19 protein-coding genes and 1 pseudogene are annotated in these 21,907 nt (G+C 59.1%); 15 read left to right on the forward strand and 5 right to left on the reverse strand.

The features are described from left to right. Positions 1-12: 12 nt before the first annotated feature. The gene (locus IFT84_RS07585) at positions 13-1,008 is read right to left on the reverse strand and encodes an SDR family oxidoreductase (RefSeq protein WP_192118047.1); all 996 of its coding nucleotides are present in this window, start codon (positions 1,006-1,008) and stop codon (positions 13-15) included. Next, positions 1,005-1,277 carry a hypothetical protein gene (locus tag IFT84_RS07590; protein WP_192118048.1) on the reverse strand — a complete coding sequence of 91 codons (273 nt, stop codon included), beginning with the start codon at positions 1,275-1,277 and terminating at the stop codon, positions 1,005-1,007. Before IFT84_RS07590 ends, IFT84_RS07585 begins: the two co-directional genes overlap by 4 nt. 142 nt (positions 1,278-1,419) lie before the next feature. Between IFT84_RS07590 and IFT84_RS07595 the strand changes: the two genes are divergently transcribed. Next, entirely contained in the window at positions 1,420-1,638 is a 219-nt protein-coding gene (locus IFT84_RS07595) for a DUF3072 domain-containing protein (RefSeq protein ID WP_192118049.1), read from the forward strand. A 40-nt stretch (positions 1,639-1,678) separates the two neighbouring features. Here IFT84_RS07595 and IFT84_RS07600 read toward each other — a convergent pair whose 3' ends face one another. Continuing rightward, on the reverse strand, positions 1,679-2,572 hold the full coding sequence (locus IFT84_RS07600; protein ID WP_192118050.1) for a LysR family transcriptional regulator: 894 nt from the start codon (positions 2,570-2,572) through the stop codon (positions 1,679-1,681). Between the two features lie 123 nt (positions 2,573-2,695). Between IFT84_RS07600 and IFT84_RS07605 the strand changes: the two genes are divergently transcribed. The 14 genes and pseudogenes from IFT84_RS07605 (at position 2,696) to pta (ending at position 19,690) form a co-directional block, all read left to right on the forward strand. Beyond that, positions 2,696-3,748 carry an NAD(P)-dependent alcohol dehydrogenase gene (locus IFT84_RS07605; protein ID WP_192118051.1) on the forward strand — a complete coding sequence of 351 codons (1,053 nt, stop codon included), beginning with the start codon at positions 2,696-2,698 and terminating at the stop codon, positions 3,746-3,748. Between the two features lie 38 nt (positions 3,749-3,786). Then, a complete protein-coding gene (locus IFT84_RS07610; RefSeq protein ID WP_192118052.1) occupies positions 3,787-4,182 on the forward strand; it encodes a (R)-mandelonitrile lyase in 396 nt (131 codons plus the stop codon). A 165-nt stretch (positions 4,183-4,347) separates the two neighbouring features. Beyond that, positions 4,348-5,337 (forward strand): aldo/keto reductase, encoded by a 990-nt coding sequence (locus IFT84_RS07615; RefSeq protein WP_192118354.1) that lies wholly within the window; start codon positions 4,348-4,350, stop codon positions 5,335-5,337. A gap of 13 nt (positions 5,338-5,350) precedes the next feature. After that, positions 5,351-6,109, forward strand: a pseudogene (locus IFT84_RS07620) (carboxymuconolactone decarboxylase family protein); the annotation flags it as partial. Between the two features lie 159 nt (positions 6,110-6,268). Then, positions 6,269-7,441: an efflux RND transporter periplasmic adaptor subunit gene (locus IFT84_RS07625; protein ID WP_192118054.1), complete on the forward strand. Its 1,173-nt coding sequence runs from the start codon at positions 6,269-6,271 to the stop codon at positions 7,439-7,441. Beyond that, positions 7,438-9,375 carry a MacB family efflux pump subunit gene (locus tag IFT84_RS07630; protein ID WP_192118055.1) on the forward strand — a complete coding sequence of 646 codons (1,938 nt, stop codon included), beginning with the start codon at positions 7,438-7,440 and terminating at the stop codon, positions 9,373-9,375. Before IFT84_RS07625 ends, IFT84_RS07630 begins: the two co-directional genes overlap by 4 nt. After that, on the forward strand, positions 9,372-10,766 hold the full coding sequence (locus IFT84_RS07635) for an efflux transporter outer membrane subunit (RefSeq protein ID WP_192118056.1): 1,395 nt from the start codon (positions 9,372-9,374) through the stop codon (positions 10,764-10,766). Before IFT84_RS07630 ends, IFT84_RS07635 begins: the two co-directional genes overlap by 4 nt. A 133-nt stretch (positions 10,767-10,899) precedes the next feature. Continuing rightward, on the forward strand, positions 10,900-12,030 hold the full coding sequence (locus IFT84_RS07640) for a metallophosphoesterase (protein WP_192118057.1): 1,131 nt from the start codon (positions 10,900-10,902) through the stop codon (positions 12,028-12,030). A gap of 12 nt (positions 12,031-12,042) precedes the next feature. After that, positions 12,043-12,639: a DedA family protein gene (locus IFT84_RS07645; protein WP_192118058.1), complete on the forward strand. Its 597-nt coding sequence runs from the start codon at positions 12,043-12,045 to the stop codon at positions 12,637-12,639. Further along, positions 12,636-13,133 carry a 2'-5' RNA ligase family protein gene (locus IFT84_RS07650; protein WP_192118059.1) on the forward strand — a complete coding sequence of 166 codons (498 nt, stop codon included), beginning with the start codon at positions 12,636-12,638 and terminating at the stop codon, positions 13,131-13,133. Before IFT84_RS07645 ends, IFT84_RS07650 begins: the two co-directional genes overlap by 4 nt. 126 nt (positions 13,134-13,259) lie before the next feature. Next, positions 13,260-14,732: an MDR family MFS transporter gene (locus IFT84_RS07655; protein WP_192118060.1), complete on the forward strand. Its 1,473-nt coding sequence runs from the start codon at positions 13,260-13,262 to the stop codon at positions 14,730-14,732. 105 nt (positions 14,733-14,837) lie between these two features. Beyond that, a complete protein-coding gene (locus IFT84_RS07660) occupies positions 14,838-16,172 on the forward strand; it encodes a solute carrier family 23 protein (RefSeq protein WP_192118061.1) in 1,335 nt (444 codons plus the stop codon). Between the two features lie 70 nt (positions 16,173-16,242). Next, positions 16,243-17,475, forward strand: coding sequence for an acetate/propionate family kinase (locus IFT84_RS07665; protein WP_192118062.1), 1,233 nt, complete (start codon positions 16,243-16,245; stop codon positions 17,473-17,475). A 70-nt stretch (positions 17,476-17,545) separates the two neighbouring features. Beyond that, positions 17,546-19,690 carry a phosphate acetyltransferase gene (gene pta / locus IFT84_RS07670; RefSeq protein WP_192118063.1) on the forward strand — a complete coding sequence of 715 codons (2,145 nt, stop codon included), beginning with the start codon at positions 17,546-17,548 and terminating at the stop codon, positions 19,688-19,690. Between the two features lie 98 nt (positions 19,691-19,788). On the opposite strand, the gene IFT84_RS07675 is transcribed toward pta, so the two are convergent. Beyond that, the gene (locus tag IFT84_RS07675; protein ID WP_192118064.1) at positions 19,789-21,489 is read right to left on the reverse strand and encodes a GMC family oxidoreductase; all 1,701 of its coding nucleotides are present in this window, start codon (positions 21,487-21,489) and stop codon (positions 19,789-19,791) included. A gap of 9 nt (positions 21,490-21,498) precedes the next feature. Then, the gene (locus IFT84_RS07680; protein ID WP_197975472.1) at positions 21,499-21,888 is read right to left on the reverse strand and encodes a RidA family protein; all 390 of its coding nucleotides are present in this window, start codon (positions 21,886-21,888) and stop codon (positions 21,499-21,501) included. Positions 21,889-21,907 lie beyond the last annotated feature (19 nt).

The following is a 21,907-nucleotide window of genomic DNA, read 5'->3' on the forward strand; positions in this document are numbered from 1 at the left end:
TTATCGTCTCATTTATCGGTGGCGCATGCGCGACACCGCCGCGCCCAAAATGGTGCCAAAGCCGATCAGGCCTCCGGCAAGCCCCAGTTTCAGCATGTCGCGCTGGCGCGATGTGAAGAACTCGGACCGGGTGGTAATCGTCCTGTCTGTCGATTGCCCGTCAATCCGGGCGGGACCGGATACCGGCACATCCAGATTGCCGGTCTTGTCGCCGGTCTTTTTGCCGAGCTGCTTGTCGCGCATGCCGCTCGCCTGCCTGTCGGCAAAACCCGGCATCAGCGCCTGAGCGATGCTCATCATGACCGTGGAACGCCCCACCCAGATTTCCCGCTGCGGATCATCAATGGCCGATACAATGGCCTTGGCGCACAGGCGCGGATCAAACAATGGATCGGGCAGAACCTGGGCGTGGCCCGTATGGTTGCGTGCCCAGCCCGGCTGTGGCGTGTTGACCGCTGGCAAGTATACAACGGAGAGCGTCACCGGTACATCGTCGGCAATCAGCTCCGAGCGCAAAGAATCCGTAAAACCGGAAACAGCGAATTTCGCGCCGCAATAGGCAGCCTGCAGTGGTGCGGCCCGAATACCCAGCCCCGATGATATCTGAATGATCGCACCCTTGCGTCTTGGCTTCATATGGCGAAGAGCAGCAAGTGTGCCATGGACCTGGCTGAGATAGGTTGTGGCGGTCACGCGGGCATATTCTGCCGCGGTGATTTGATCGGCGGGGGCCACTACGGTTGACATGGCGTTGTTGACCCATGCGTCAATGGGCCCAAGCTCCCGCTCGATGCGGTCTGCGGCGGCGTCGACCGCTTCTGCATCAGCCACGTCAGCGGAGATCGCCAGCACCTTGGTCCCGGATGTGGCAAGCAGTTTACGTGCCCCGTCCAGCCGGGCCTCATCGCGCGCGATGATGGCGACATTCCAGCCAGCGGAAGCCAGATGCTGCGCTGTCGCCAGCCCAATTCCGGCGCTGCCGCCGGTGATAACTGCGGTCTTGCTCATTCGTTTTCCTTAAATGCTTCGCCCGTTACATTCGGTGGAACCCGACCCGTGTGGTGCGTGGGGTTGGTCTGGGCCGTCTCAACCGGTGCTTCATCATTGCGTGTGGACGCACCGAATGGCAGCGGTGGCTTGGTGTTTGTGTTGGATTCGGTATCCGGCGCCGTGTCGGGCAGCGCTTCGCGCTCCACATCCACGGCAGATGGCGTCGGCGCATCGGTTTGAATCGTCATCGGCGTTGATGGGTTGGTCGGTTGCTTTGAATCGCTCATCGTTTTGCTCCTCGCTGATTGTGCGGACCAACCCCCGCACCTTCGAAAGGTTCCGCCAGCGCGCGCGAGACCGCTAAATTAAGAGCTACGCGGAACCCGATCTGGAGCAGAACGTTTCAGATACAACCAAGGGAGAAACACAATGGTCGACAACGTCAAAACAGATACATCTTCGAATACCGAGAAAGACCCGGATGACTGGGTCAGCGGCGATGAACCCATGACCGGCGCGCAGCGCTCATACCTTAAAACGCTGTCCGAGCAGGCTCATAAGCCGGAAGCGTTTGCCGAGGATCTAACCAAGGCCGATGCGTCCAAGCGCATTGACGAGCTGAAACAGGCACTCGACCTGAATTCCTGAACGCATAAATGCCGGCCTGACAGCCGGCATTTTCGCCTGCCTACTTGCGATAGCGCAACGCATTGACCAGTATCTCGAACGCCGGGGATTGTTGTCGGCGGCTGGGATAGTACAGGTGATAGCCGGGAAACGGCGGGCACCAGTCTTCCAGCACGCGGATAAGGCGGCCATCGTCCAGCATTGGCTGTAGCTGGTCCTCCGGCAAACATACCAGCCCCAGGCCTTTCGTTGCTGCGCTGACAATCATTGCCACATCATTGCAGATGAAATTGCCATCCACCCGCACATTGAGCGCGCGTCCGTCCTTTTCCAGTTCCCATGCATAAAGACCGCCCAGCGTAGGCAGGCGCAGGTTGATGCACACATGCTGGGTCAGGTCATGGGGCAGCTTAGGTGCCGGATGCTTGGCGAAATAATCCGGTGAACCGGCAACCGCCATGCGCATATCGGGGCCAATCGGCACCGCGATCATGTCTTTTTCCACCTGCTCACCCAGTCGCACACCGGCATCGTAGCGTTCCGCCACCAGATCGGTTAGCTTTTGATCAACGGAGAGTTCCACCTTCACATCCGGGTAATTCTGCATCAGTTGGAGCACCACCGGCATCAGAATTGCTTCGCCCGCCGTGCGGCTGGTGGTAATGCGAATGGTGCCTGCCGGTTTGTGGCGCAGCGCCGTCATCGAATCCAGCCGCGCCTGAATGTCGTTGAATGCCGGTTGCAGCGTGGATAGCAATTGCTCGCCCGCCTCCGTGGTGGAAACATTGCGTGTGGTGCGGGTCAACAATCGTAGACCCATGCGCTCTTCCATCCGCCGGATCGTATGGCTAAGCGACGATTGCGAGGTGCCGAGCTTGGCCGCTGCGCGGGTAAAACTGCATTCTTGTGCCACGGTTAAAAACACGGCAAGATCACCCAGTTCATCGCGTTTCATTTATGAATTCTCCGCATAAGCTCATGTATCATAACCTCCCTAATCACATAGGTGCGACGGTGCTAGTTTGACAGTCAAACGGCGCATCCGTTTTGCGACCGATAACAATGACTGGTGATCTTCATGAAAACACTTGGCTTTGCCTGCACCTCCGCCGATGCCCCTCTGGCTCCGTTTTCGTTTGAGCGGCGCGCCCCGCGCCCCGATGATGTGGTGATGGAAATTCTCTACTGCGGCGTTTGTCACTCCGACCTGCACTGGTCGCGCAATGATTGGGGCTGGACTATCTTTCCGGCCATTCCAGGCCATGAAATCATTGGCCGTGTCATCGAGATCGGAAGCGCGGTGACGCAGTACACGGTGGGGGATCATGTGGCTGTTGGCTGCATGGTCGATAGCTGCCAGCAGTGCGACCAGTGCCGCAAAGGCCAGGAGCAGCTTTGCCGGGAAGGCAATACCGGCACCTATGGCGGGTTTGATCGCTACACCAAGGAGTACACGCTGGGGGGCTATTCCAAAAATCTGGTCGTGCGTCAGGAATTTTGCCTGCGTATTCCCGAAGGGCTGGATATTGCCCGTGCGGCACCTCTGCTGTGCGCGGGCATTACCACGTACTCACCCCTGAAAACATGGGATGTGCGCCCTGGCAGCCGCGTCGGCGTCATTGGTCTTGGCGGCCTCGGCCATATGGCAGTCAAGCTGGCTGCCGGCATGGGTGCCCACGTCACCGTGCTCAGCCGGTCGGCAGACAAGGCAGACGATGCTCGCGCACTGGGTGCCCACGCCCTGCTGGTTTCCAGCGATAAAGCAGCGATGGAAGCCGCAGCCGACAGCTTTGATCTGATCATCGATACGGTTCCGGTCAAGCACGACCTGAATCCCTACATGCCGCTCCTGGACGTCGACGGCACTCTGGTCATCGTTGGGCAGATCGGCCCCCTGGCCGAGCCCAGCACGGTGCCGCTGGTTCTGGGTCGACGCAGGATTGCCGGCTCCCCCATCGGTGGCATTGCCGAAACACAGGAGATGCTGGATTTCTGCGCAGTGAACAACATTCTGCCTGATGTGGAAATGATCCGGATGGACGAAATCAACCACGCATTTGAGCGGATGGAAAAATCCGATGTGCGCTATCGCTTTGTCATCGACATGGCTTCGCTGGAACTGGCGCAATAAGCATTTGAAGCCCCATTAGGGCTTGAGGGAGACTTTCTATGAAAATCACCAGATCGGGCTCGGCCCCGTCGCAAAAAGGCCCTGCCGAATATTTCACCGGTACGGTGCGCATTGATGCGCGCTTTCAGGCCGATGCCCCGGCAAAGGTTGGCGGTGCCACCGTCACGTTTGAGCCGGGAGCACGCACCGCCTGGCACACACACCCGCTCGGCCAGACCCTTCTGGTCCTGTCGGGGCTGGGCCTGACCCAGCGCGAAGTTGGCCCTGTCGAGGAGCTCCGCCCCGGCGATATCGTATGGTTTTCACCCGGAGAACGACACTGGCACGGCGCTTCGCCCAGCACCGCCATGAGCCATATTGCCATCGCCGAGGCGCAGGATGGTTCATCTGTCGAGTGGCTGGAACACGTCACCGACGCTGAATACCAGCCTTGATCGAATGGCTAGAGCATAATCCGACCGGAGCGAAGCGAGGATCGAAAAGATTATGCTTACAAGTAAAGGACTTAGAGCTCCGATCTGATTCAATCAGATCGAACAGCGCTCTAACGCCTGCGTCGCATTCAAAACCCGGCTGTTAAGAAAGATTCGATCATGACAATGGAAAAACGGACACTTGGAACAAATGGCTTGACGGTTTCCGCCCTCGGTTTCGGCTGCATGGGCCTGAACTTCGGCTACGGCACCCAGCTTCCCAAAGCAGAAGCCATCGGCCTCATCCGGCAGGCCGCAGACCGTGGCGTCACGCTGTTCGATACGGCAGAGGTCTATGGTCCTTACACCAACGAGGAAATTGTTGGCGAGGCGCTGGCACCGATCCGGGATCAGGTGGTTATCGCCACCAAATTTGGTTTCGATATCGTCGATGGCAAATCTGTCGGCACGAACAGCCGTCCCGAGCAGATCAGAAACGTTGCCGAAGGCTCGTTGAAACGGCTGGGCGTGGAGGTGATCGACCTGTTCTATCAGCATCGCGTCGATCCCAATGTGCCGATTGAGGACGTGGCGGGTGCCGTGAAGGACCTGATTGCGCAAGGCAAGGTCCGCAATTTCGGGCTATCCGAGCCGGGTGCGCAGACCGTGCGCCGTGCTCATGCGGTGCAGCCTGTGGCCGCGTTGCAAAACGAGTATTCACTCTGGACACGCGGACCGGAAACCAACGGCATTCTGGAGGCGTGCGAGGAGCTGGGCATCGGTTTTGTTGCCTACAGCCCGCTCGGAAAGGGCTTCCTGACGGGCGCGATGAGCAAGGACACACAGATCAGCGACGGTGATTTTCGCAAGATCCTGCCACGCTTCACAGCCGAGGCCATGGAGAAAAATCAGGCGCTGATCGACCTGATCAAGCGGATTGCGCACGACAAAGGCGCAACGGCTGCGCAAATCGCTCTGGCATGGCTGCTGGCGCAAAAGCCGTGGATCGTGCCCATTCCCGGCACCACCAAGCTGCATCGTCTGGAAGAAAATCTGGGCGGTGCGCAGATCGCTCTGTCCGCTGCCGACATTTCGCAGATTCAGTCCGCCGCTGCTGAGATAGAGGTGGAAGGCGAACGCTACCCTGAGCAGATACTCAAGGGCACCGGGCTTTAAAGGAGGTTTTCCCATGAAGACAATTGCGGCCAGCATCGCCTTGTCGGCCTTCGCCGCTTCTGGTGCCGAAGCACAGGAGGGTAAACGCCCGCGGGTAGCCCCCGCAGCGGTTTATGAGGTGGCACCCGGCCTGGGGCATTTCACCGACGATGTTCTGTTTGGGGAAGTGTGGCTTCGCAAGGACCTGTCGCCCCGCGACCGCAGCCTTGTCACGGTTGCGACGCTGGTAGCGACCGGCAAATCCGCGCAGATTGGTGGCCATGTCGGCAGGGCGCTGGACAATGGCGTCACGCCCGCTGAAATTGGCGAGCTGATAACCCATCTTGCATTCTACACCGGTTGGCCCAACGCTATCTCTGCCGTTAACGAGACGAGGGCGGTGTTTGAAAAGCGCAGTATTGCAACCGTAACAGAGAGCGATGCTGGCAGACTCACGCTTGAGCCAGAGGCCGAAGCAGCGCGCGCCCATACCGTCAACACCACCATTGCCCCCACTGCCCCCGCGTTGGCGGATCTTACCAATCGTGTCGTGTTCGGCGACCTCTGGCAGCGCCCCGACCTCTCGGCGCGCGACCGCAGCCTCGTGACCATGGCGGCACTGATTGCCATCGGGCAACCGGAACAGTTGCCCTTCCATGCCAACAGGGCCATGGATAACGGACTAACGCAAAAGGAAGCGGCGGAGCTCGCGGCGCATCTGGCGTTTTACGCTGGCTGGCCTCGCGCCATGTCTGCCGTGCCGGTGCTTCAAAAAGTCTTCGAGACACGCAAAACACGTTAGTTGCCAGAGGGTGCTGCCTGACCGGATGCCTCACGGCGGTATCAACGGCTCATGATGAAAATAATATATATATTTCTGCTAATAACAGGTTTATGACACGGTCAAATGCTGGCTATCCAGCGATAGAATCTGTTTTTATCGAATGTCGTCATGAAATACCGTTTTCTTGTTACAGTTGTGGTTCTGGCGGGACTATCATTCGCGCTATGGACCTATCTTGCTGGAAGCCGTGAACCGGATACCGCCAGCCTGCTCACGGCCAAGGTTCGCCGTGGTCCCCTCGCAGACATCGTCAGCGCGACCGGCATCCTTGAGCCCTCCCGTCTGGTCCAGATCGGCGCACAGGTTTCCGGCCAGCTGAAAACCGTTCATGTGCGGTTGAACGACACCGTGCGAACCGGCGATCTGATTGCAGAAATCGACTCGCTGCAACAGCAGGATGAGTTGCGTCTGGCACAGGCGTCCCTTGCCGAAATACAGGCAGCGAATCGCTCGCGGACGTTCCAGTTGGAGAAAGCGGAAGAGACCCTGCGTCGCCAACGCGCACTGTATGCCGGTCGTGCCGGCTCCGGCGCGGAGTTGAAAGACGCACAATCCGCCGTCCACATCGCCCGAGCCGAGCTGGATCTGTCGATCGCGCAGATCGAGCGAGCGACCATCGAAGTCAAAAAGGCGCAGACCAAGCTGCAATATACCCGCATCACCTCCCCCATGGACGGCCGGGTTATCGGGCTGATATCCAAGCCGGGTCAGACGCTGAATGCTGCCCAAACAACGCCGGTCATTGCACTGATTGCACAAACCGACCCGATGCTTGTGAAGGTGCAGATTCCGGAGTCCGATGTCAGCCGGGTGAAAGCCGGACAGCCGCTTGAATTTACCACGTTTTCTGAAAGAACCGTCAATCGTGCCAGCACACTGACGGAGGTCCAGCCTGCCCCAGCCTCCATGCTGACCAGTGCCGACACCGTTGCGTCCAGCCAAAGCGGGTCTTCAGCGCAAGCGGTTTACTACAGCGCACTGTTCCATGCCGACAATGCCGATAGCAAGCTGTTGCCGATGATGACAGCGGACGTAACCATAACCACATCCAAGCTGGAAAACGTGGTGGTCGCACCGTTGACAGCGTTGGATGGGCCAGATGACGAAGGCGTCTTTACGGCAACGGTTAACAAGCCGGACGGGGCACTTGATGAGCGCAAGGTGCGCGTGGGGCTGACCACCCGCGACGATGCGGAAATTCTTGAAGGCCTGACCGAGGGTGAAGAGGTGGTGCTGAACGCTGACAGCGGCCCGACAACAACCGAGATGCTGCTGGAATGACGGCTGCGCGTCTTGACCTGTCCGGCATCCGGCGGCTCTACCGCAATGGTGAGGAAACCATTGCCGCGCTCGATGGCATAGACTTGACAATAGAACCGGGAGAGCTGGTTGCCATTGTCGGTGCGTCCGGCTCGGGCAAATCCACGCTGATGAATATTCTTGGCTGCCTCGACAAGCCGGACCATGGCACCTACCGCGTTGGCGGGCAGGATGTTGCCGCGCTTGATCCGAACGGACTGGCCTATCTGCGGCGCGAGCATTTCGGCTTCGTGTTTCAGCGTTATCATCTCGTAGCCGCGCTAACGGCGAGCGCCAATGTGGAACTGCCGGGTATTTACGCCGGTCTGTCCACCGATCAGCGCCGCTCTCGTGCGGCAGGCCTGCTCAGGCGGCTTGGTCTGGCAGATCGCCTGCAATCGCGGCCAAACCAGCTTTCGGGCGGCCAGCAGCAGCGCGTTGCCATAGCGCGTGCGTTGATGAACGGTGGCGGCGTGATCCTTGCCGATGAGCCGACCGGCGCGCTGGACAGCCGTTCGGGTGAAACCGTGCTGGCACTGCTCAAGGAGTTGAATGCGGAAGGCAGAACGGTCGTCATTATCACGCACGACCGGGCCGTGGCGGCCCATGCCCACCGCGTTATCGAGATTGCCGATGGGGTCATCCAGTCCGATAGCCGGATACCGAAAGAAGCCTCCGTTTCGCCATGCCAGACAGACAACACTGCGCCCCGGCTGCCCCGCTCGGTGTCCCTTTCCGGCGTTGGCAGTGCGTTCAGCATGTCACTGCGGTCTATGGCTGCACAGAAAATGCGCAGCGCACTGACCATGATCGGGATTGTCATCGGCATCGCCTCCGTTGTGTCGGTTGTCGGCCTTGGGGAGGGCATGAAGGCCGAATCCTTGGCGCAAATGAGCGATCTGGGCAGCAGTACGCTCACCGTTTACCGGGGTAAGGATTTTAGCGATCCGAACTACGACAAGATCACCAGCCTGACGGTGGCGGATTCGCTGGCTCTGGCGCGCCAGCCCTATGTTGAAAGTGTAACGCCGGAAACGGTGATCACCCAAAAGGTGCGGTATGCAAGCATCAGCACCGATGCGCAAGTGTATGGCGTAGCGCCGTCCTATTTCCATACAGGGGGTTATTCGCTGGAGAAAGGCATTGGCCTGATGGACCGGGACATGAATGAAGCGCGCGCCAATGTGGTGCTGTCGCCTGTTGCCGCCACCACCTTGTTCAAGAAAGCCGATCCTTTGGGAAAGTCGATCATGATTGGCAATCTCAAGGCCACCGTGGTTGGCGTGCTGGCCGAACGGGCCAATTCCGGACGCGTTGTGGCGGTCTACCTGAGCTATAATGCCTTGCGCGAACGACTGACGGGAGCCATGCCGCTGGGCAGTATCGTGGTGCGCATCAGGGATCATATCGATACCAAATCAGCAGAACGCGCCATCATGCACTTGCTGACGCGCCGCCACGGCCTCAAGGATTTTTTCATCTACAATCAGGATGAGATCCGCAAATCAATGATGCGGATGATCGGCCTTTTCAACGTGCTGATCACCGCACTGGCCGCCATTGCGCTGGTTGTCGGCGGGGTTGGTGTCATGAACATCATGCTGATTTCGGTGACTGAGCGCACCCGCGAAATTGGCCTGCGCATGGCCGTGGGTGCCAGACGACAGGATATTATGATGCAGTTCATCATCGAGGCACTGGCTGTGTGCTTCGTCGGCGGCGCCATCGGCATGGCAACTGCGTTTGCCATTGCCGGGCTTGCCGGTGCGCTCGGACTGCCGCTTCCCATCCTCATCAACGGCCAGGCTGTTGCCCTTGCAAGCGTGGCAACACTGCTGATCGGCCTGATCTTTGGCTACCTGCCCGCACGCAATGCGGCACGGCTTGACCCGGTCGAGGCCTTGGCACGCGAATGACAGGTTTTTACGCAATGTTCCGCCGCTTCATTCTCCTTTTCCCGCTGCTTCTTCTGGCTGGCTGCTTGAACCCAGCCCAGTATATCCGCCCGGATGTGCCCGCCGGTATCGCCTGGCCAACGACCGAAAACACATCACAACCGACGCCCGTGGATGAATGGTGGCGGAGTTTTGGCGATGCCGGTTTGAACAAACTGATCCCCGTCGTGCTGGCCGCCAACAATGATCTGTTCGCCGCCAGCCTCCGTGCCCGCCGGGCGCTGCTTGATGCAGATTCCACCAATCTGAATGCCATTCCTCAATTCAACGGCACAACCAGTCTGTCGGGCAGCAAACAACTTCAAGGTCAACCATCATCGCGCAGCGTCAGTTCCAGCCTTGGCTTGTCCTACGATCTGGACCTGTGGGGAAAACTGGCAGCAAAACGCGACATGGCGGCATGGGAAGCAACAGCCACACGTGAGGACCGGGAGGCAATGCGCCTGACCGTTATCGCCAACACCATGACCGCATGGTGGCAGCTTGCACACACCAACCAGACAATTCGCAGTGCCGAAAGCAGCCTTGCGGTCGCACGTCGCATCCAAAGCATTGTTAACACGAAGATCGCGGCAGAAACCGCATCCGATCTTGAAGCGTCCCAAGCCACATATTCGATTAACATGCAGCTCGCTGCGCTGGAGAGTCTTAAATTGCAGCGCGATAGGCAGCGTGTGGAATTGGCGGTGCTGCTGAATGGTGCAAACAGTCCCGCACCGGAGCCGACACGTCTTCCTTCAAGCAGTCTGCCTCCTTTACAACCCGGCCTGCCCGCTAGTCTTATTGGGCGTCGGCCTGATTTGCGTGCCGGCGAACTACGGCTGCGTTCCGCGTTGCGCAACGTGGACGAGAAAAAAGCCAGCTTCTACCCGTCGATACCTTTAACCGGCAGTCTGGGCACCAGCAGCCGTGATCTCGCAAATTTTCTGGCCAACCCGGTCGGTTCGCTCGGCGCAAGCACAGCCCTGCCTTTCCTGAACGTTGCCGACATGAAGCTGCAAATTCGCGTGTCAGAGGTGCAGTATGAAGCGGCCGTGACGGCATTTCGGGGCGCCATGCTAACGGCTCTTTCGGAAGTTGCGAACGGCATCGCCGCGCGGCAATCCTACCAGCGGCAGGCGGTGCACCTTGCCCGTGCACTCGCCACGCAACGAAGGGTGGAAGCATTGTATGAAACCCAGTTCAAAGAAGGATCGATCTCACTGCAACCCCTGCTGGACGCGCAGGAACGGACACGCTCGGCACAGACAGCCGTTATTGATCTCGCTTTGAAACGCCTTCTGAACGAAGCCACATTGTACCGCGCTCTGGGCGGCACGCCCAGCCCGGCCTCATCCGTTATGGCGCCGTGACGATCATCATGCTTTTCTGTGTCTGGAACCTAACTCCGCCCGAATCCTACGAGAACGGATAGTGTTTAAGGCATCTGTGGATTGATCCTTTTCCTCAATCTATCGTATGCAGCACAACAACACAGGCGTTCTCATGTTTCATCTTATATTCGGCTTTCCATGGCTGGTTGTCGTTCTGCGATTTATTCTGCCGCTGCCATGGGTCTGGACCGCCAAGGTGGGGCTGGCGCTGGTCTTGCTGCTGGCCTCGCAATATCACATGGTCGCCAAGCTCTCGTCCGGGTCCGTGTTTTCGCCGGAATTTCCGCGCCCGTTTATCCTGATGTTCAACGTGGCGTTTGGTGCCATTCTGCTGTTAATGGTGTTTCAACTGCTGCTGGACGTCGTATCTCTGGCTCTGTTGGCTGTCAGAGGTCATTTCCCCGCAGTCCCGGCAACCCTGCGCTATGCCATGGGCGTCACTGCCCTCGCTTTGGCTGGCTTTGGGGTCAGTCAGGCTGTGCGGGTTCCGCCGATCAAGGATATCGACATTGCCATCGCAGACCTGCCACCGGCATTTGATGGCTACAAAATTGTTCAACTGACTGACCTTCATATCAGCCGCCTGTTTCCTGCCGCATGGACTGAGCGAGTCGTCACCCGCGCAAATGGGCTTGACGTTGATCTCATTCTCATGACCGGCGACCTGATTGACGGACGTGTGGAAGATCGCCGCCTTGACGTTGAGCCGTTGCTCAAACTGCACGCACGCGACGGTATCTATGCCGTTCCCGGCAATCATGAGTATTTCTTCGGCTATCCGCAGTGGATGCAGGAGTACGAACGGTTGAAGCTGCGGCCTCTCATCAACAGCCACACAGCGCTGGAACGGGGCACAGACCGATTGATGATTGCGGGTGTCACGGACGTATCGGCCCCGGCCACCGGCTTTCCGGGTCCGAATGTGGCGGCGGCCATCCGTGGCGCACCAGAGCGAGTTCCGGTCATCCTGATGGATCACCAGCCGCGTGAGGCGGACAAAACGGCGAAACTGAACATTGCCCTTCAACTGTCCGGACACACCCATGGCGGCATGATCATCGGGTTTGATCGCATTTTGGCCCTGTTCAACAACGGCTTCGTTTCCGGCCTGTATCAGGTTGGCGCCATGCAACTCTATGTCAACAATGGCACGGCGCTGTGGCCCGGCTTTGCGCTGCGGCTCGGCAAACCCGCCGAGTTGACCCGCATCACGCTGCGGCGCGCACCAACCGGCAATCAATAAGGATCAATCATCATGGAGGCTTTTGTCCATTCGACCATGGAGCAATTCGGCGTTTTCGGCATAGCGTTTTTAATGTTTCTGGAAAACATCTTTCCGCCGATCCCATCCGAACTGATCATGCCACTGGCTGGCTATCTGGCCACGCGGGACGGTATCAGCATCTTCGGCGTCATTGCCGCAGGGTCGGTCGGTTCCGTGCTGGGCATTATTCCGTGGTATTTTCTGGGCCGTTATCTGGGGGAGCAGAGGCTGAAATCCCTCGCCGCCCGCCATGGCCGGTGGTTGACCATGTCTCCCGGTGATATTGACGAGGCCAAGCAGCGCTTCCGCAGGCATGGACGAACTTCGGTGCTGTTCGGTCGCCTGATACCGACCGTCAGAACCCTGATTTCGGTGCCAGCGGGCGTGGTGCATATGCCATTCTGGCAGTTTCTGAGCTATTCGGCGGTCGGCAGTGTTATCTGGACATCCGCTCTGGCACTGGCCGGATTTGCGCTGGGTCAAGCCTATGAAACCGTTAAGGATTATGTCGATCCCGTTGCAACCGGCGTTCTCATTGCCATCATTATCGCCTATGTCTACCGCGTCGCGACGTTTAAACCTCAATGACACACCCGCTTATCCTCACAGCCCGTATCAGCGACGGCGATCTTGAGCCGTTTGATCGGCTCCGCCGCCAGCATTTTCCGGCGGAGCGCAATTTTTTGCGCGCGCACCTGACCTTGTTTCATCACCTGCCTGCGGACGAGTTCGACCGAATTGTTGAACTGGCGCAACAGGGCTTATCGCGTGTGGATTTGCCGATGCCCGTCGAAGTCACCGGCGTGCGCCATATGGGCGCTGGTGTAGCTTATACACTGGAGAGCCCGGCGTTGCAGGCGGTTCGCGCACATCTGGTCGCAGGCGTTCGTGCATGGTTAAAACCGCAGGACCTGCAAGGCTGGAGACCGCACATCACCGTGCAAAACAAAGTTTCGAAGGCCAAGGCTGACACTCTGTTTCAGGACTTGAGAACATCCTTTCGACCACAAACAATCGCCTCCACAGGGCTGGATATCTGGAGTTACCTCGGGGGCCCATGGCGGCTTGAGACGTCGCTATAAGTTGTACTTCCAGCGTTTGTTTCTTGACGACAGGATCAAGGGGACTAAATAACGGCTAACACTCCATCTTGCTCTGGCCAGACAACCGTTTTTCAAACGGGTCTTTGCTGGTTTTGAAAGTTCCCCATGAAAGAAAAGACGTCCCATCGCGGGCTTGTTGTTGCCGCGATTATGGCCAGCATGGCGATGATTGCCATTGAGGCGACCATTGTTTCAACAGCAATGCCGCAGATCGCCGCACAGTTCGGCCAGATCGAACTGTACTCCTGGGTCTTTTCGTCCTTCCTTCTGACCCAGACCGCCACGACCGTGGTGTTCGGCAAGCTTTCCGATATCTATGGGCGCAAGCCGATGATGCTGTGGGGCATTGGCCTGTTTCTGTTTGCCTCCATTCTGGCGGGCTTTGCGTGGTCCATGCCGTCGATGATTGCCTTTCGTCTGCTGCAAGGCATTGGCGCGGGCGCCATTCAGCCCGTTGCCATGACGATTGTTGCCGATCTCTTCCCCGGAAATCAGCGCGGCAAGGTGCAAGGCTATCTCGCCAGCGTGTGGGCACTGTCAGCCGTTATCGGTCCGCTTCTGGGCAGTCTGATCATCCATAATCTCCCCTGGGCCTGGGTGTTCTGGATCAACGTTCCCGTCGGCATTCTGGCCGCACTGGGCTTTGTGTTCTTTCTCCATGAGGAAAAACGACCCCGTATCGTCTCGATCGATATTTTGGGCGCTGCGTTTTTCGCCATCTCCATCTCCGCGCTGATGATTGCGCTGACGAAGCTCGAAAGCGCCATTTCCGGGCAGGCGATTGCCGCAGCAATCGTCTTTGTTTTCGCGCTTGCAGCCTTTCTCTGGCAGGAACGAAGGGCGGAAGCGCCGATGGTTGCGCCTGATCTGTGGCTGAAACGACCCGTTGCCTTTTCCAACATAGCGGTGTTTTTCGCCAGCATGTCCATCATGGGCCTTACCACCTTCCTGCCCATGTATGTGCAAACGGTCTTGAACCGCTCGCCGCTTGTGGCGGGTTTTGCCTTGACCATGCTGCTTCTGGGCTGGCCGCTGGGCGCGACCATTGCGTCGCGCCAGTTCGCACGCATCGGCCTGCGGCCCATCATGATCACTGGTAGCCTCTTCATTCCCGTGGGCACGTTTCTTCTGGTCCTGCTGACGCCGTCAAGTTCACCTATACTGGCCGGTGCTGGCTCGCTGATCATGGGTCTTGGCATGGGCCTGCTCAACATCGGCGCACTCATTCTAACGCAGGATAGTGTTGGTGCGATGGAGCGCGGCAGCGCCACGGCCTCCAATGTCTTTTCCCGCAATCTTGGCAGCACACTGGGCGCAGCCGTGCTGGGTGCCGTGCTGACCTACGGCCTGGCCCATACCACCAACGGGCAGGCCATTACGCCGGAGCAGTTGCGCGGGCTTTTGAACGGTGCAGGTGCTGCGCTGAGTGATGCGGGCGAAATCCGCTCGGCACTGCAACAGGGGCTGCACGCAACCTTCATCGCCATGCTGTTCATCGCGGTGCTGATCGTCCCCACCTGCCTGCTTGTCCCCTCCCGTCTTCCAGCTTCCCAGCCAAAATCAGCCGAACAGGCCTGATGACATTGCCTGCTGGACTCTGTATCGAAGAGAAGAGAGCGGATTTATCCCTGTGAAAACAGGGGTTCCAATCCGGGGCAGATTCCAGAATACGGGGCAAGAACAATGCGTGATACGGGTGGCTATTTTCCGCGCTGGCGGCTGAAGACGGAAGGGCGCATTCTGCCCGATGAGCGCTTGCCTGCGGGGCAGACCGCCGTGCTGGGGCTGCAACATGTGGTGGCCATGTTCGGCTCCACGGTGCTTGCACCTATCATCATGGGGTTTGATCCTAATGTCTCCATCCTGTTTTCCGGGCTATCGACCCTCATTTTCTTCATAGCGGTCGGTGGTCGGGTGCCGAGCTATCTCGGCTCGTCGTTCGCCTTTATCGGTCCGGTTCTGGTGGCAACCGGCGCGGTGGCGGGATCGCCCAACCCCAACATTGCCCTGGCGCTCGGCGGCATCATTCTGGCCGGTGCCCTCTATACGCTGATCGGCCTGATCGTGATGTTTGCAGGGCACCGATGGATCGAAAGGCTGATGCCGCCGGTGCTGACCGGCGCGATCGTGGCCGCCATTGGCCTTGTGCTGGCACCGATTGCCATTGCCAGCGCGTCCGGCACCGGCCCGGCAACGCCCGATGGCAACCAGCTTTCGCGCTGGATTGCCATTCTGACATTTGCTGCTGTTGGCCTCGTCGCGGTCTATGCGCCCGGCATGACACGTCGCTTGCCCATTCTGATTGGCGGCGCGCTCGCCTATATCGCCTATCTTATCCTCACCAACGGGTTTGGGCTCGGTGAGCCCATCGATTTTTCCGGTGTCGCCAACGCGCCTTGGTTCGGTTGGCCTCAGTTTACCGCACCGGTGTTTTCGGCCTCAGCCATGACATTGATTGCGCCCGTGGTGGTTATTCTCGTGGCCGAAAACCTCGGCCATATCAAAGCCATTGGCGCGATGACGGGCCGTAATCTCGATCCGTATCTCGGCCGCGCCTTTATCGGCGATGGTCTGGCGACGATGTTTTCTGGCGCCTTTGGCGGTACGGGCATGACGACCTATGCCGAAAACATGGGCGTAATGGCGGTCACGCGTATTTTCTCCACGCTCGTGTTTCTGGTGGCCGCCGCCGTTGCCATCCTGCTCGGCTTTTCGCCAAAATTTGGCGCGCTCATTCAAACAATTCCCGGTCCGGTCATCGGTGGTCTGTCTATCGTCGTATTTGGCCTCATTGCAGCCACAGCCGGACGCATTTGGGTGGAAAACAAGGTGGATTTTGCCGAGCCCCGCAACCTCATCACCGTGGGCGTGGCGCTTGTTCTGGGTGCGGGCAATTTCAAGCTGAATCTCGCAGGCTTCACGCTCGATGGCATCGGTACCGCCACCATTGGTGCTATCATACTCTACCATGCGCTCGGTTGGGGTCGCTCCATCAAGGAACCGGATGAGGTAATTTAGATCAACTCGTTTATTGTATACCAGAAGAGTCTACTATAAGGAGTGACGCGCGTCGGCGTTAAGACTGTTCATGCCCCAGACAGAAGGAGCCCTTGGCTTGGTCGATCATCGCTCACTCGTTCTCGTGATCAATTGCGGCAGCTCGTCCTTGAAGTTCTCGCTATTTTCCGGGGACGACAGCTCGTCCCTCCTGTCCGGGCTGGCGGAAAATCTGGGGCAGGCTGACAGCCGCCTGACTTTGAAGGAGAACGGCGGAAAGACCACGGTCGCGCTCGATGGTGGGCACGAGGTTGCGCTTCGCACCCTGATGACCATTCTGGATGAGAAGAATCTTCTCCATTCCATCGGCGCGGTCGGCCATCGCATCGTCCATGGCGGCGAGCGCTTTACCGCCTCCATCCGCATTGATGACGCGGTGCTGGCTGATCTGGAATCCGTGTCGCGTCTGGCCCCGCTGCACAACCCGGCCAATCTTCTGGGGGTAAGGGTTGCACGGCAAGTGCTCGGTTGGGTGCCACACGTGGCGGTTTTCGATACGGCCTTCCACGCAACCATGCGGCCTGGAGCCTATCGATACGCCATTCCCACCGAATATTACCGTGATCATGGCGTGCGGCGCTACGGCTTCCACGGCACCAGTGCCCGTTACGTGGCGGCTCAAGCTGTTGAGTTTCTGGGCCTCGATCCCGACGATCATGGGCTGGTGATCGCCCATCTCGGCAACGGTGCTTCTGCCACCGCCGTGCGAAACGGACAAAGCGTTGATACCTCCATGGGGCTGACCCCGCTGGAAGGTCTGGTCATGGGAACCCGCTCCGGGGATATCGACCCCGGCGCGATTTTCCACATTGCCCGCTCCGCCGGTTTGAGCATCGACGATCTGGACGCGATGCTGAACCGCAGGAGCGGACTGCTCGGCCTGTCCGGCCTTTCAAACGATTGCCGAACGCTGGAAACAGCGGCCTCAGAGGGACACGAGGGCGCACAATTGGCTCTGGATGTTTTCGTCCATCGCCTTGCGCGCATCATGGCCGGTCTTGTGACCTCGCTCCATCGTCTGGATGCTGTTGTCTTTACTGGCGGCATTGGTGAGAACTCCGTACTGTTGCGCCAGAAGACCGTTGAACGCCTTGGGCTTCTGGGCCTGACGCTGGACGAACAGGCCAATGCACGGATGTTTGGGGGCGTATCTGGCCATATTGGTTCAGCGGACCGCAAACCGTCCTCGCTGGTGATTGCAACCAATGAAGAATGGATGATTGCCTGTGACACGCGATCCTTAAGCAGCATGAGCATCTCATAACCGCGTCACGGACTGCGGATTTGGGAGGAGTCCGCAGTCATTCGATAAATTGTAAATTGAAGGAAACGACATGGCCGCACGTATCATCTTCCTCGCCCCGGTTGCGCAGAATGTTGGCCTGACATCCGTAACCCTTGGTCTGGTGCGCGCGCTGCAACGCGATGGCTTGAAAGTGGGCTTCGTCAAGCCCATCGCCCAGCCGTCCACCGCCGAACATACCGGGCCGCGCGATGGCAGTGGCGATACGTCCAGCTATTTTGCCCGCACACTGTGCCTGACGGATTCCCCGGAATCGATCCCCTTTACCCAAGCCGAAGATATGGTGCGCAAAGGCGAAATCGACGGTCTGCTGGAAGACATCGCCAAGATGACCGATGCGCTGCGCATCGAGCACGACGTGGTGGTGGTGGAAGGGCTGATCCCGCTGGCCAGCATGCAGATCGCCATTCGGCTGAACCTGCGCATTGCGCGAAGCCTTGGCGCGGAAGTTATTCCGGTGCTGAATGGCGGGGAGCTTGACCCCAAGGCGCTGGCCGATACGGCATCCATTGCGCAGCGCCAATACCTGCGCGAGGGAAACCTGAACTTTCCCGGCGTGTTGATCAACAAGCTGCCCGAGAGCAGCGACTTGACAGCGTTGCAGATGGAACTATCGAAACTCAATGCGTCCTCCGGCACCATTATCGGTGCCATTCCCTTCCAGCCGAATCTGAACGCGCCGCGCTTGTCCGATATCGTATCCTCGCTGGGCCTCACCATCGAGCAGGGCGAGGATCTGAACGCCGTGCGGGTGCACGATATTGTGGTGGCGGCCCGCTCCGTTGAAAAGATGATTGACCGTCTTGGCCCCGCAACCCTTGTGGTGATGCCGGGGGACCGAAGCGACGTTGCGCTTGCCACCGCGCTTGCGCATATGCGCGGCATTCCGATTGCCGGGATGCTTTTGACCTGCGGCGCGCTGCTGGCGCCCCCGGTTGCCGAACTCATCGCCTCCTCCGGCCCCACAAGCCTGCCGATCCTGTCCACGCCGGATGATACCTATATCACAGCCTCGCGTCTGTCCCACCTCAGCTACCATGTCAGCAAGGATGACAACACGCAGATGGAGCGGGTCATCGACTTTATGGCCGAGCATATTGACACCAGTGCGCTGCGCAAACGCATTGGCATGCCCTCGGAGGCGCGCCTGTCGCCGCCCCGGTTCCGCAATCAGTTGATCGAGTTTGCCCGTCGCGCCAATAAGCGCATCGTCCTGCCGGAAGGCGAAGAGCCGCGCACCCTGCAAGCCGCCGCCATATGCCACCGCAAGGGCATTGCCCGTTGCGTTCTGCTTGGCAACCCGAACGTCATCCGCGAAGTGGCGAAAGCGCGCCAGATCGAACTTCCCGACGATCTGGAAATTCTTGATCCACAGGATGTGCGCGCACACTATGTGGATGCGATGGTAGAACTGCGCCGCTCCAAGAACATGACACCGCCGCAAGCGCTGGCGCAACTGGAAGACGCCGTGGTGCTCGGCACCATGATGCTGGCCGTTGGCGAGGTTGACGGGCTGGTGTCCGGTGCGGTTCACACGACCGCCAGCACGGTGCGCCCTGCCCTGCAGCTGATCAAGACCGAGCCGGGCCAGAGTATTGTATCCTCGGTTTTCTTCATGCTGATGCCGGATCAGGTGCTGGTGTATGGCGACTGCGCCATCAATCCCAACCCGACAGCCGAGCAACTGGCTGAAATCGCCGTTCAGTCCGCCGATACGGCCAAGGCATTTGGCATAGAGCCGCGTGTCGCAATGATCTCCTACTCCACCGGCACGTCCGGCACGGGTGGAGATGTGGATAAGGTGCGCGAGGCGACAGCACTGGTGCGCGCGCGCCGACCTGATATCGTCATCGACGGCCCCATGCAGTATGATGCCGCAAGCGTGGAGAGCGTTGGACGCTCCAAGGCACCCGACAGTCCGGTTGCAGGCCGCGCCAGCGTGTTCGTTTTCCCGGATCTCAATACCGGCAACACAACCTACAAGGCCGTGCAACGCTCCGCCGATGTGGTGAGCGTTGGCCCCATGTTGCAGGGCCTGCGCAAGCCGGTCAACGACCTGTCACGCGGCGCTCTGGTAGACGATATTGTCTTTACCATCGCGCTCACCTCCATACAGGCGGACCGCCAGCCCGCGGGTGGGTTTGAGGGCGCAACGACGATGTCTGCGAAACGCTAGAGCATAATCCGATCGGAGTGAAACGAGGATCGATAAGATTATGCTTACTTACCAAGGGGTTAGAGCGCCAACCTGATTGAATCAGATCGAATGGCGCTTTAAACCTTCGCCTTTATCGCATCGGCGATCTTTTCCGCCATCATGATTGTCGGCACGTTCGTGTTGGCGCAGGGAATGGTGGGCATGAGTGAGGCATCGCAGACGGACAGGCCCTCCATGCCGCGCACCGCACCAGTCGCATCGGTCACCGCCATACGGTCCCCGGCAGCACCCATGCGGCATGTACCGGAAGGGTGCCAGACGCCGCCAACGGTCTGCGAAATATAGGCTTCCAGATCTGCGCGGTTGGACGCCAGGCGCTTGGGGTCGTCATAATTGGCGAGCATGAAGGGCAGAACTTTTTCCCGCAGGCTTCCGATTGCATCCAGTCCGACCGCGCCGACAGCGGTCACGATCTTCCCGAAGGTAGAAGGCTTGGAGAACCGCTTTCCAATCTCTGACATGCCGCCTGCATAAATGCCCGAGATCACCGCGCCAAGGCTCGGATCGGAGGTGAGACGCACGGCACGTTCAAACGCATCGGCCAGACGCACGAGGTCGCGGCGGTCGGACAACATGCGGAAATCGATCCGGGGCGGTCCGTCCGGTGACGCCGGGTTCAGCAGCAACTGGCCACGGGAATAGGATTTGTTGACCCAGAAAAACACAGAGCCCAGCTGTTTGCCGACAGAATGCCATGCTGCACGGGTTACGAAGTTCATGTGCATATCACCCTCTGGACAGCCGTTGAGACCGGAGGAGAAACGGTAGCCAATGGGGATGTGGTAGTCCGGCACGCCTTTCTGGCGGGCATCCCGCTTGAGATAGGGCACGAGACCGGCCGAAGGATGCTCCATAAGGTTTTGCCCGATGCCCGGAAGGTCATTCAACACCTCCACGCCGCAATCGACCAGATGGGTGGCCGGACCAACGCCGGAGCGCATGAGGATGGCAGGCGTCGCCAGCGCGCCCAGCGACAGGATAATGCGCCCGGCACGCAACTCTTCTTTGACCCCGTCGCGCACCGCAATCACGCCCTCGGCTTTTCGCCCGTCGAAAAGGATGCGCGAGACCGTGGTTTCCGTGCGGATTTCCAGATTGGGGCGTCGGCGGACCTCCGGCGTCAGATAGGCCCAGGCGGTGCTGACCCGACGCGCCTTCTCGTCCATGTTGACAGCCATTTCAAACAGCCCCTCCTGCCAGACGCCATTCTGGTCCGGCAAAAAGGGAATGCCCCGCTTCTCGCAAATGGCGAGCATGGCCCGGGTAAATGGCGTCCACAGCACTTCGCCACGGCGGCGAATGGGAAACGGCCCGGTCTGGCCGTGCAACTCATTGTCAAAATCGAGGTCACGCTCCAGCTTTTTGAAGTATGGCAGGCAGGCCTCCCACGACCAGCCCTCCACGCCCATCGCGCCCCACTCGTCATAGTCCTCAGGGCTGCCCCGGTTGGCACCGACGCCATTAATGGCGGAGCCGCCGCCCAGCACCCGGGCCTGCTCATAGCGTGCGGCTTTTCCCTCCGGGCGATTGGACCCGGTAAACCCGTAGGATGCCGTCATACCCGCCCAGGTATAGCGCGGGTTGGAATAGGCAACGCCTGGATAGGGGTTGGCGAGATCGGGAAAATCCTCCGGACGCGCTGCGTCGATGCCCGCCTCCAGAAGAAGCACGCGTACGCCCGGGTTTTCCGATAGCCGGGACGCCAGAACGCAGCCTGCGGACCCACCGCCGACAATGATGTAATCCGCAACAGTCATGGTCCGTCCTTAATTGGCTTTGAAGGCGATACAATCGACTTCGACCTTGCAGTCGACGACCATGCGGGATTCGACGCAGCACCGTGCCGGTGGATGGTCCCCGAAATAGCCTTCGAACACGGCGTTGAAGCTCCAGAAGTCGCGGGCATCGTCCAGCCACACACCAACCCGCACGATATCGGACGGCTGATAGCCTGCGTCGCGCACGATGGTCAGCATGTTTTCAATGGCTACCTTGGCCTGCTCGGCAATGGCAGTGCCGATGATTTCGCCGTCACGCATCGGTGTCTGGCCGGAGACATACAGCCAGCCATTCGCCTCTACCGCCTTCGCAAACGGCAAAGTCTTGCCGCCTGAACCACGCCCTTCGCCCACGCCGTGCCGTGTAATTGTCGTCATAGGTTCTCTCTCTCCCAAT

The organism is Rhizobium sp. CFBP 8762, assembly GCF_014841565.1.
Lineage (GTDB): Bacteria > Pseudomonadota > Alphaproteobacteria > Rhizobiales > Rhizobiaceae > CFBP-8762.

Bases quoted from the DNA above. Each gene is read 5' to 3' on its own strand.
- IFT84_RS07605 (WP_192118051.1), top strand. From the start codon at position 2,696: ATGAAAACACTTGGCTTTGCCTGCACCTCCGCCGATGCCCCTCTGGCT.
- IFT84_RS07645 (WP_192118058.1), top strand. From the start codon at position 12,043: ATGGAGGCTTTTGTCCATTCGACCATGGAGCAATTCGGCGTTTTCGGC.
- IFT84_RS07650 (WP_192118059.1), top strand. From the start codon at position 12,636: ATGACACACCCGCTTATCCTCACAGCCCGTATCAGCGACGGCGATCTT.
- IFT84_RS07680 (WP_197975472.1), bottom strand. From the start codon at position 21,888: ATGACGACAATTACACGGCACGGCGTGGGCGAAGGGCGTGGTTCAGGC.
- IFT84_RS07590 (WP_192118048.1), bottom strand. From the start codon at position 1,277: ATGAGCGATTCAAAGCAACCGACCAACCCATCAACGCCGATGACGATT.
- IFT84_RS07610 (WP_192118052.1), top strand. From the start codon at position 3,787: ATGAAAATCACCAGATCGGGCTCGGCCCCGTCGCAAAAAGGCCCTGCC.
- IFT84_RS07655 (WP_192118060.1), top strand. From the start codon at position 13,260: ATGAAAGAAAAGACGTCCCATCGCGGGCTTGTTGTTGCCGCGATTATG.
- IFT84_RS07595 (WP_192118049.1), top strand. From the start codon at position 1,420: ATGGTCGACAACGTCAAAACAGATACATCTTCGAATACCGAGAAAGAC.
- IFT84_RS07615 (WP_192118354.1), top strand. From the start codon at position 4,348: ATGGAAAAACGGACACTTGGAACAAATGGCTTGACGGTTTCCGCCCTC.
- IFT84_RS07585 (WP_192118047.1), bottom strand. From the start codon at position 1,008: ATGAGCAAGACCGCAGTTATCACCGGCGGCAGCGCCGGAATTGGGCTG.
- IFT84_RS07660 (WP_192118061.1), top strand. From the start codon at position 14,838: ATGCGTGATACGGGTGGCTATTTTCCGCGCTGGCGGCTGAAGACGGAA.
- IFT84_RS07665 (WP_192118062.1), top strand. From the start codon at position 16,243: ATGCCCCAGACAGAAGGAGCCCTTGGCTTGGTCGATCATCGCTCACTC.
- pta (WP_192118063.1), top strand. From the start codon at position 17,546: ATGGCCGCACGTATCATCTTCCTCGCCCCGGTTGCGCAGAATGTTGGC.
- IFT84_RS07625 (WP_192118054.1), top strand. From the start codon at position 6,269: ATGAAATACCGTTTTCTTGTTACAGTTGTGGTTCTGGCGGGACTATCA.
- IFT84_RS07635 (WP_192118056.1), top strand. From the start codon at position 9,372: ATGACAGGTTTTTACGCAATGTTCCGCCGCTTCATTCTCCTTTTCCCG.
- IFT84_RS07640 (WP_192118057.1), top strand. From the start codon at position 10,900: ATGTTTCATCTTATATTCGGCTTTCCATGGCTGGTTGTCGTTCTGCGA.
- IFT84_RS07675 (WP_192118064.1), bottom strand. From the start codon at position 21,489: ATGACTGTTGCGGATTACATCATTGTCGGCGGTGGGTCCGCAGGCTGC.
- IFT84_RS07600 (WP_192118050.1), bottom strand. From the start codon at position 2,572: ATGAAACGCGATGAACTGGGTGATCTTGCCGTGTTTTTAACCGTGGCA.
- IFT84_RS07630 (WP_192118055.1), top strand. From the start codon at position 7,438: ATGACGGCTGCGCGTCTTGACCTGTCCGGCATCCGGCGGCTCTACCGC.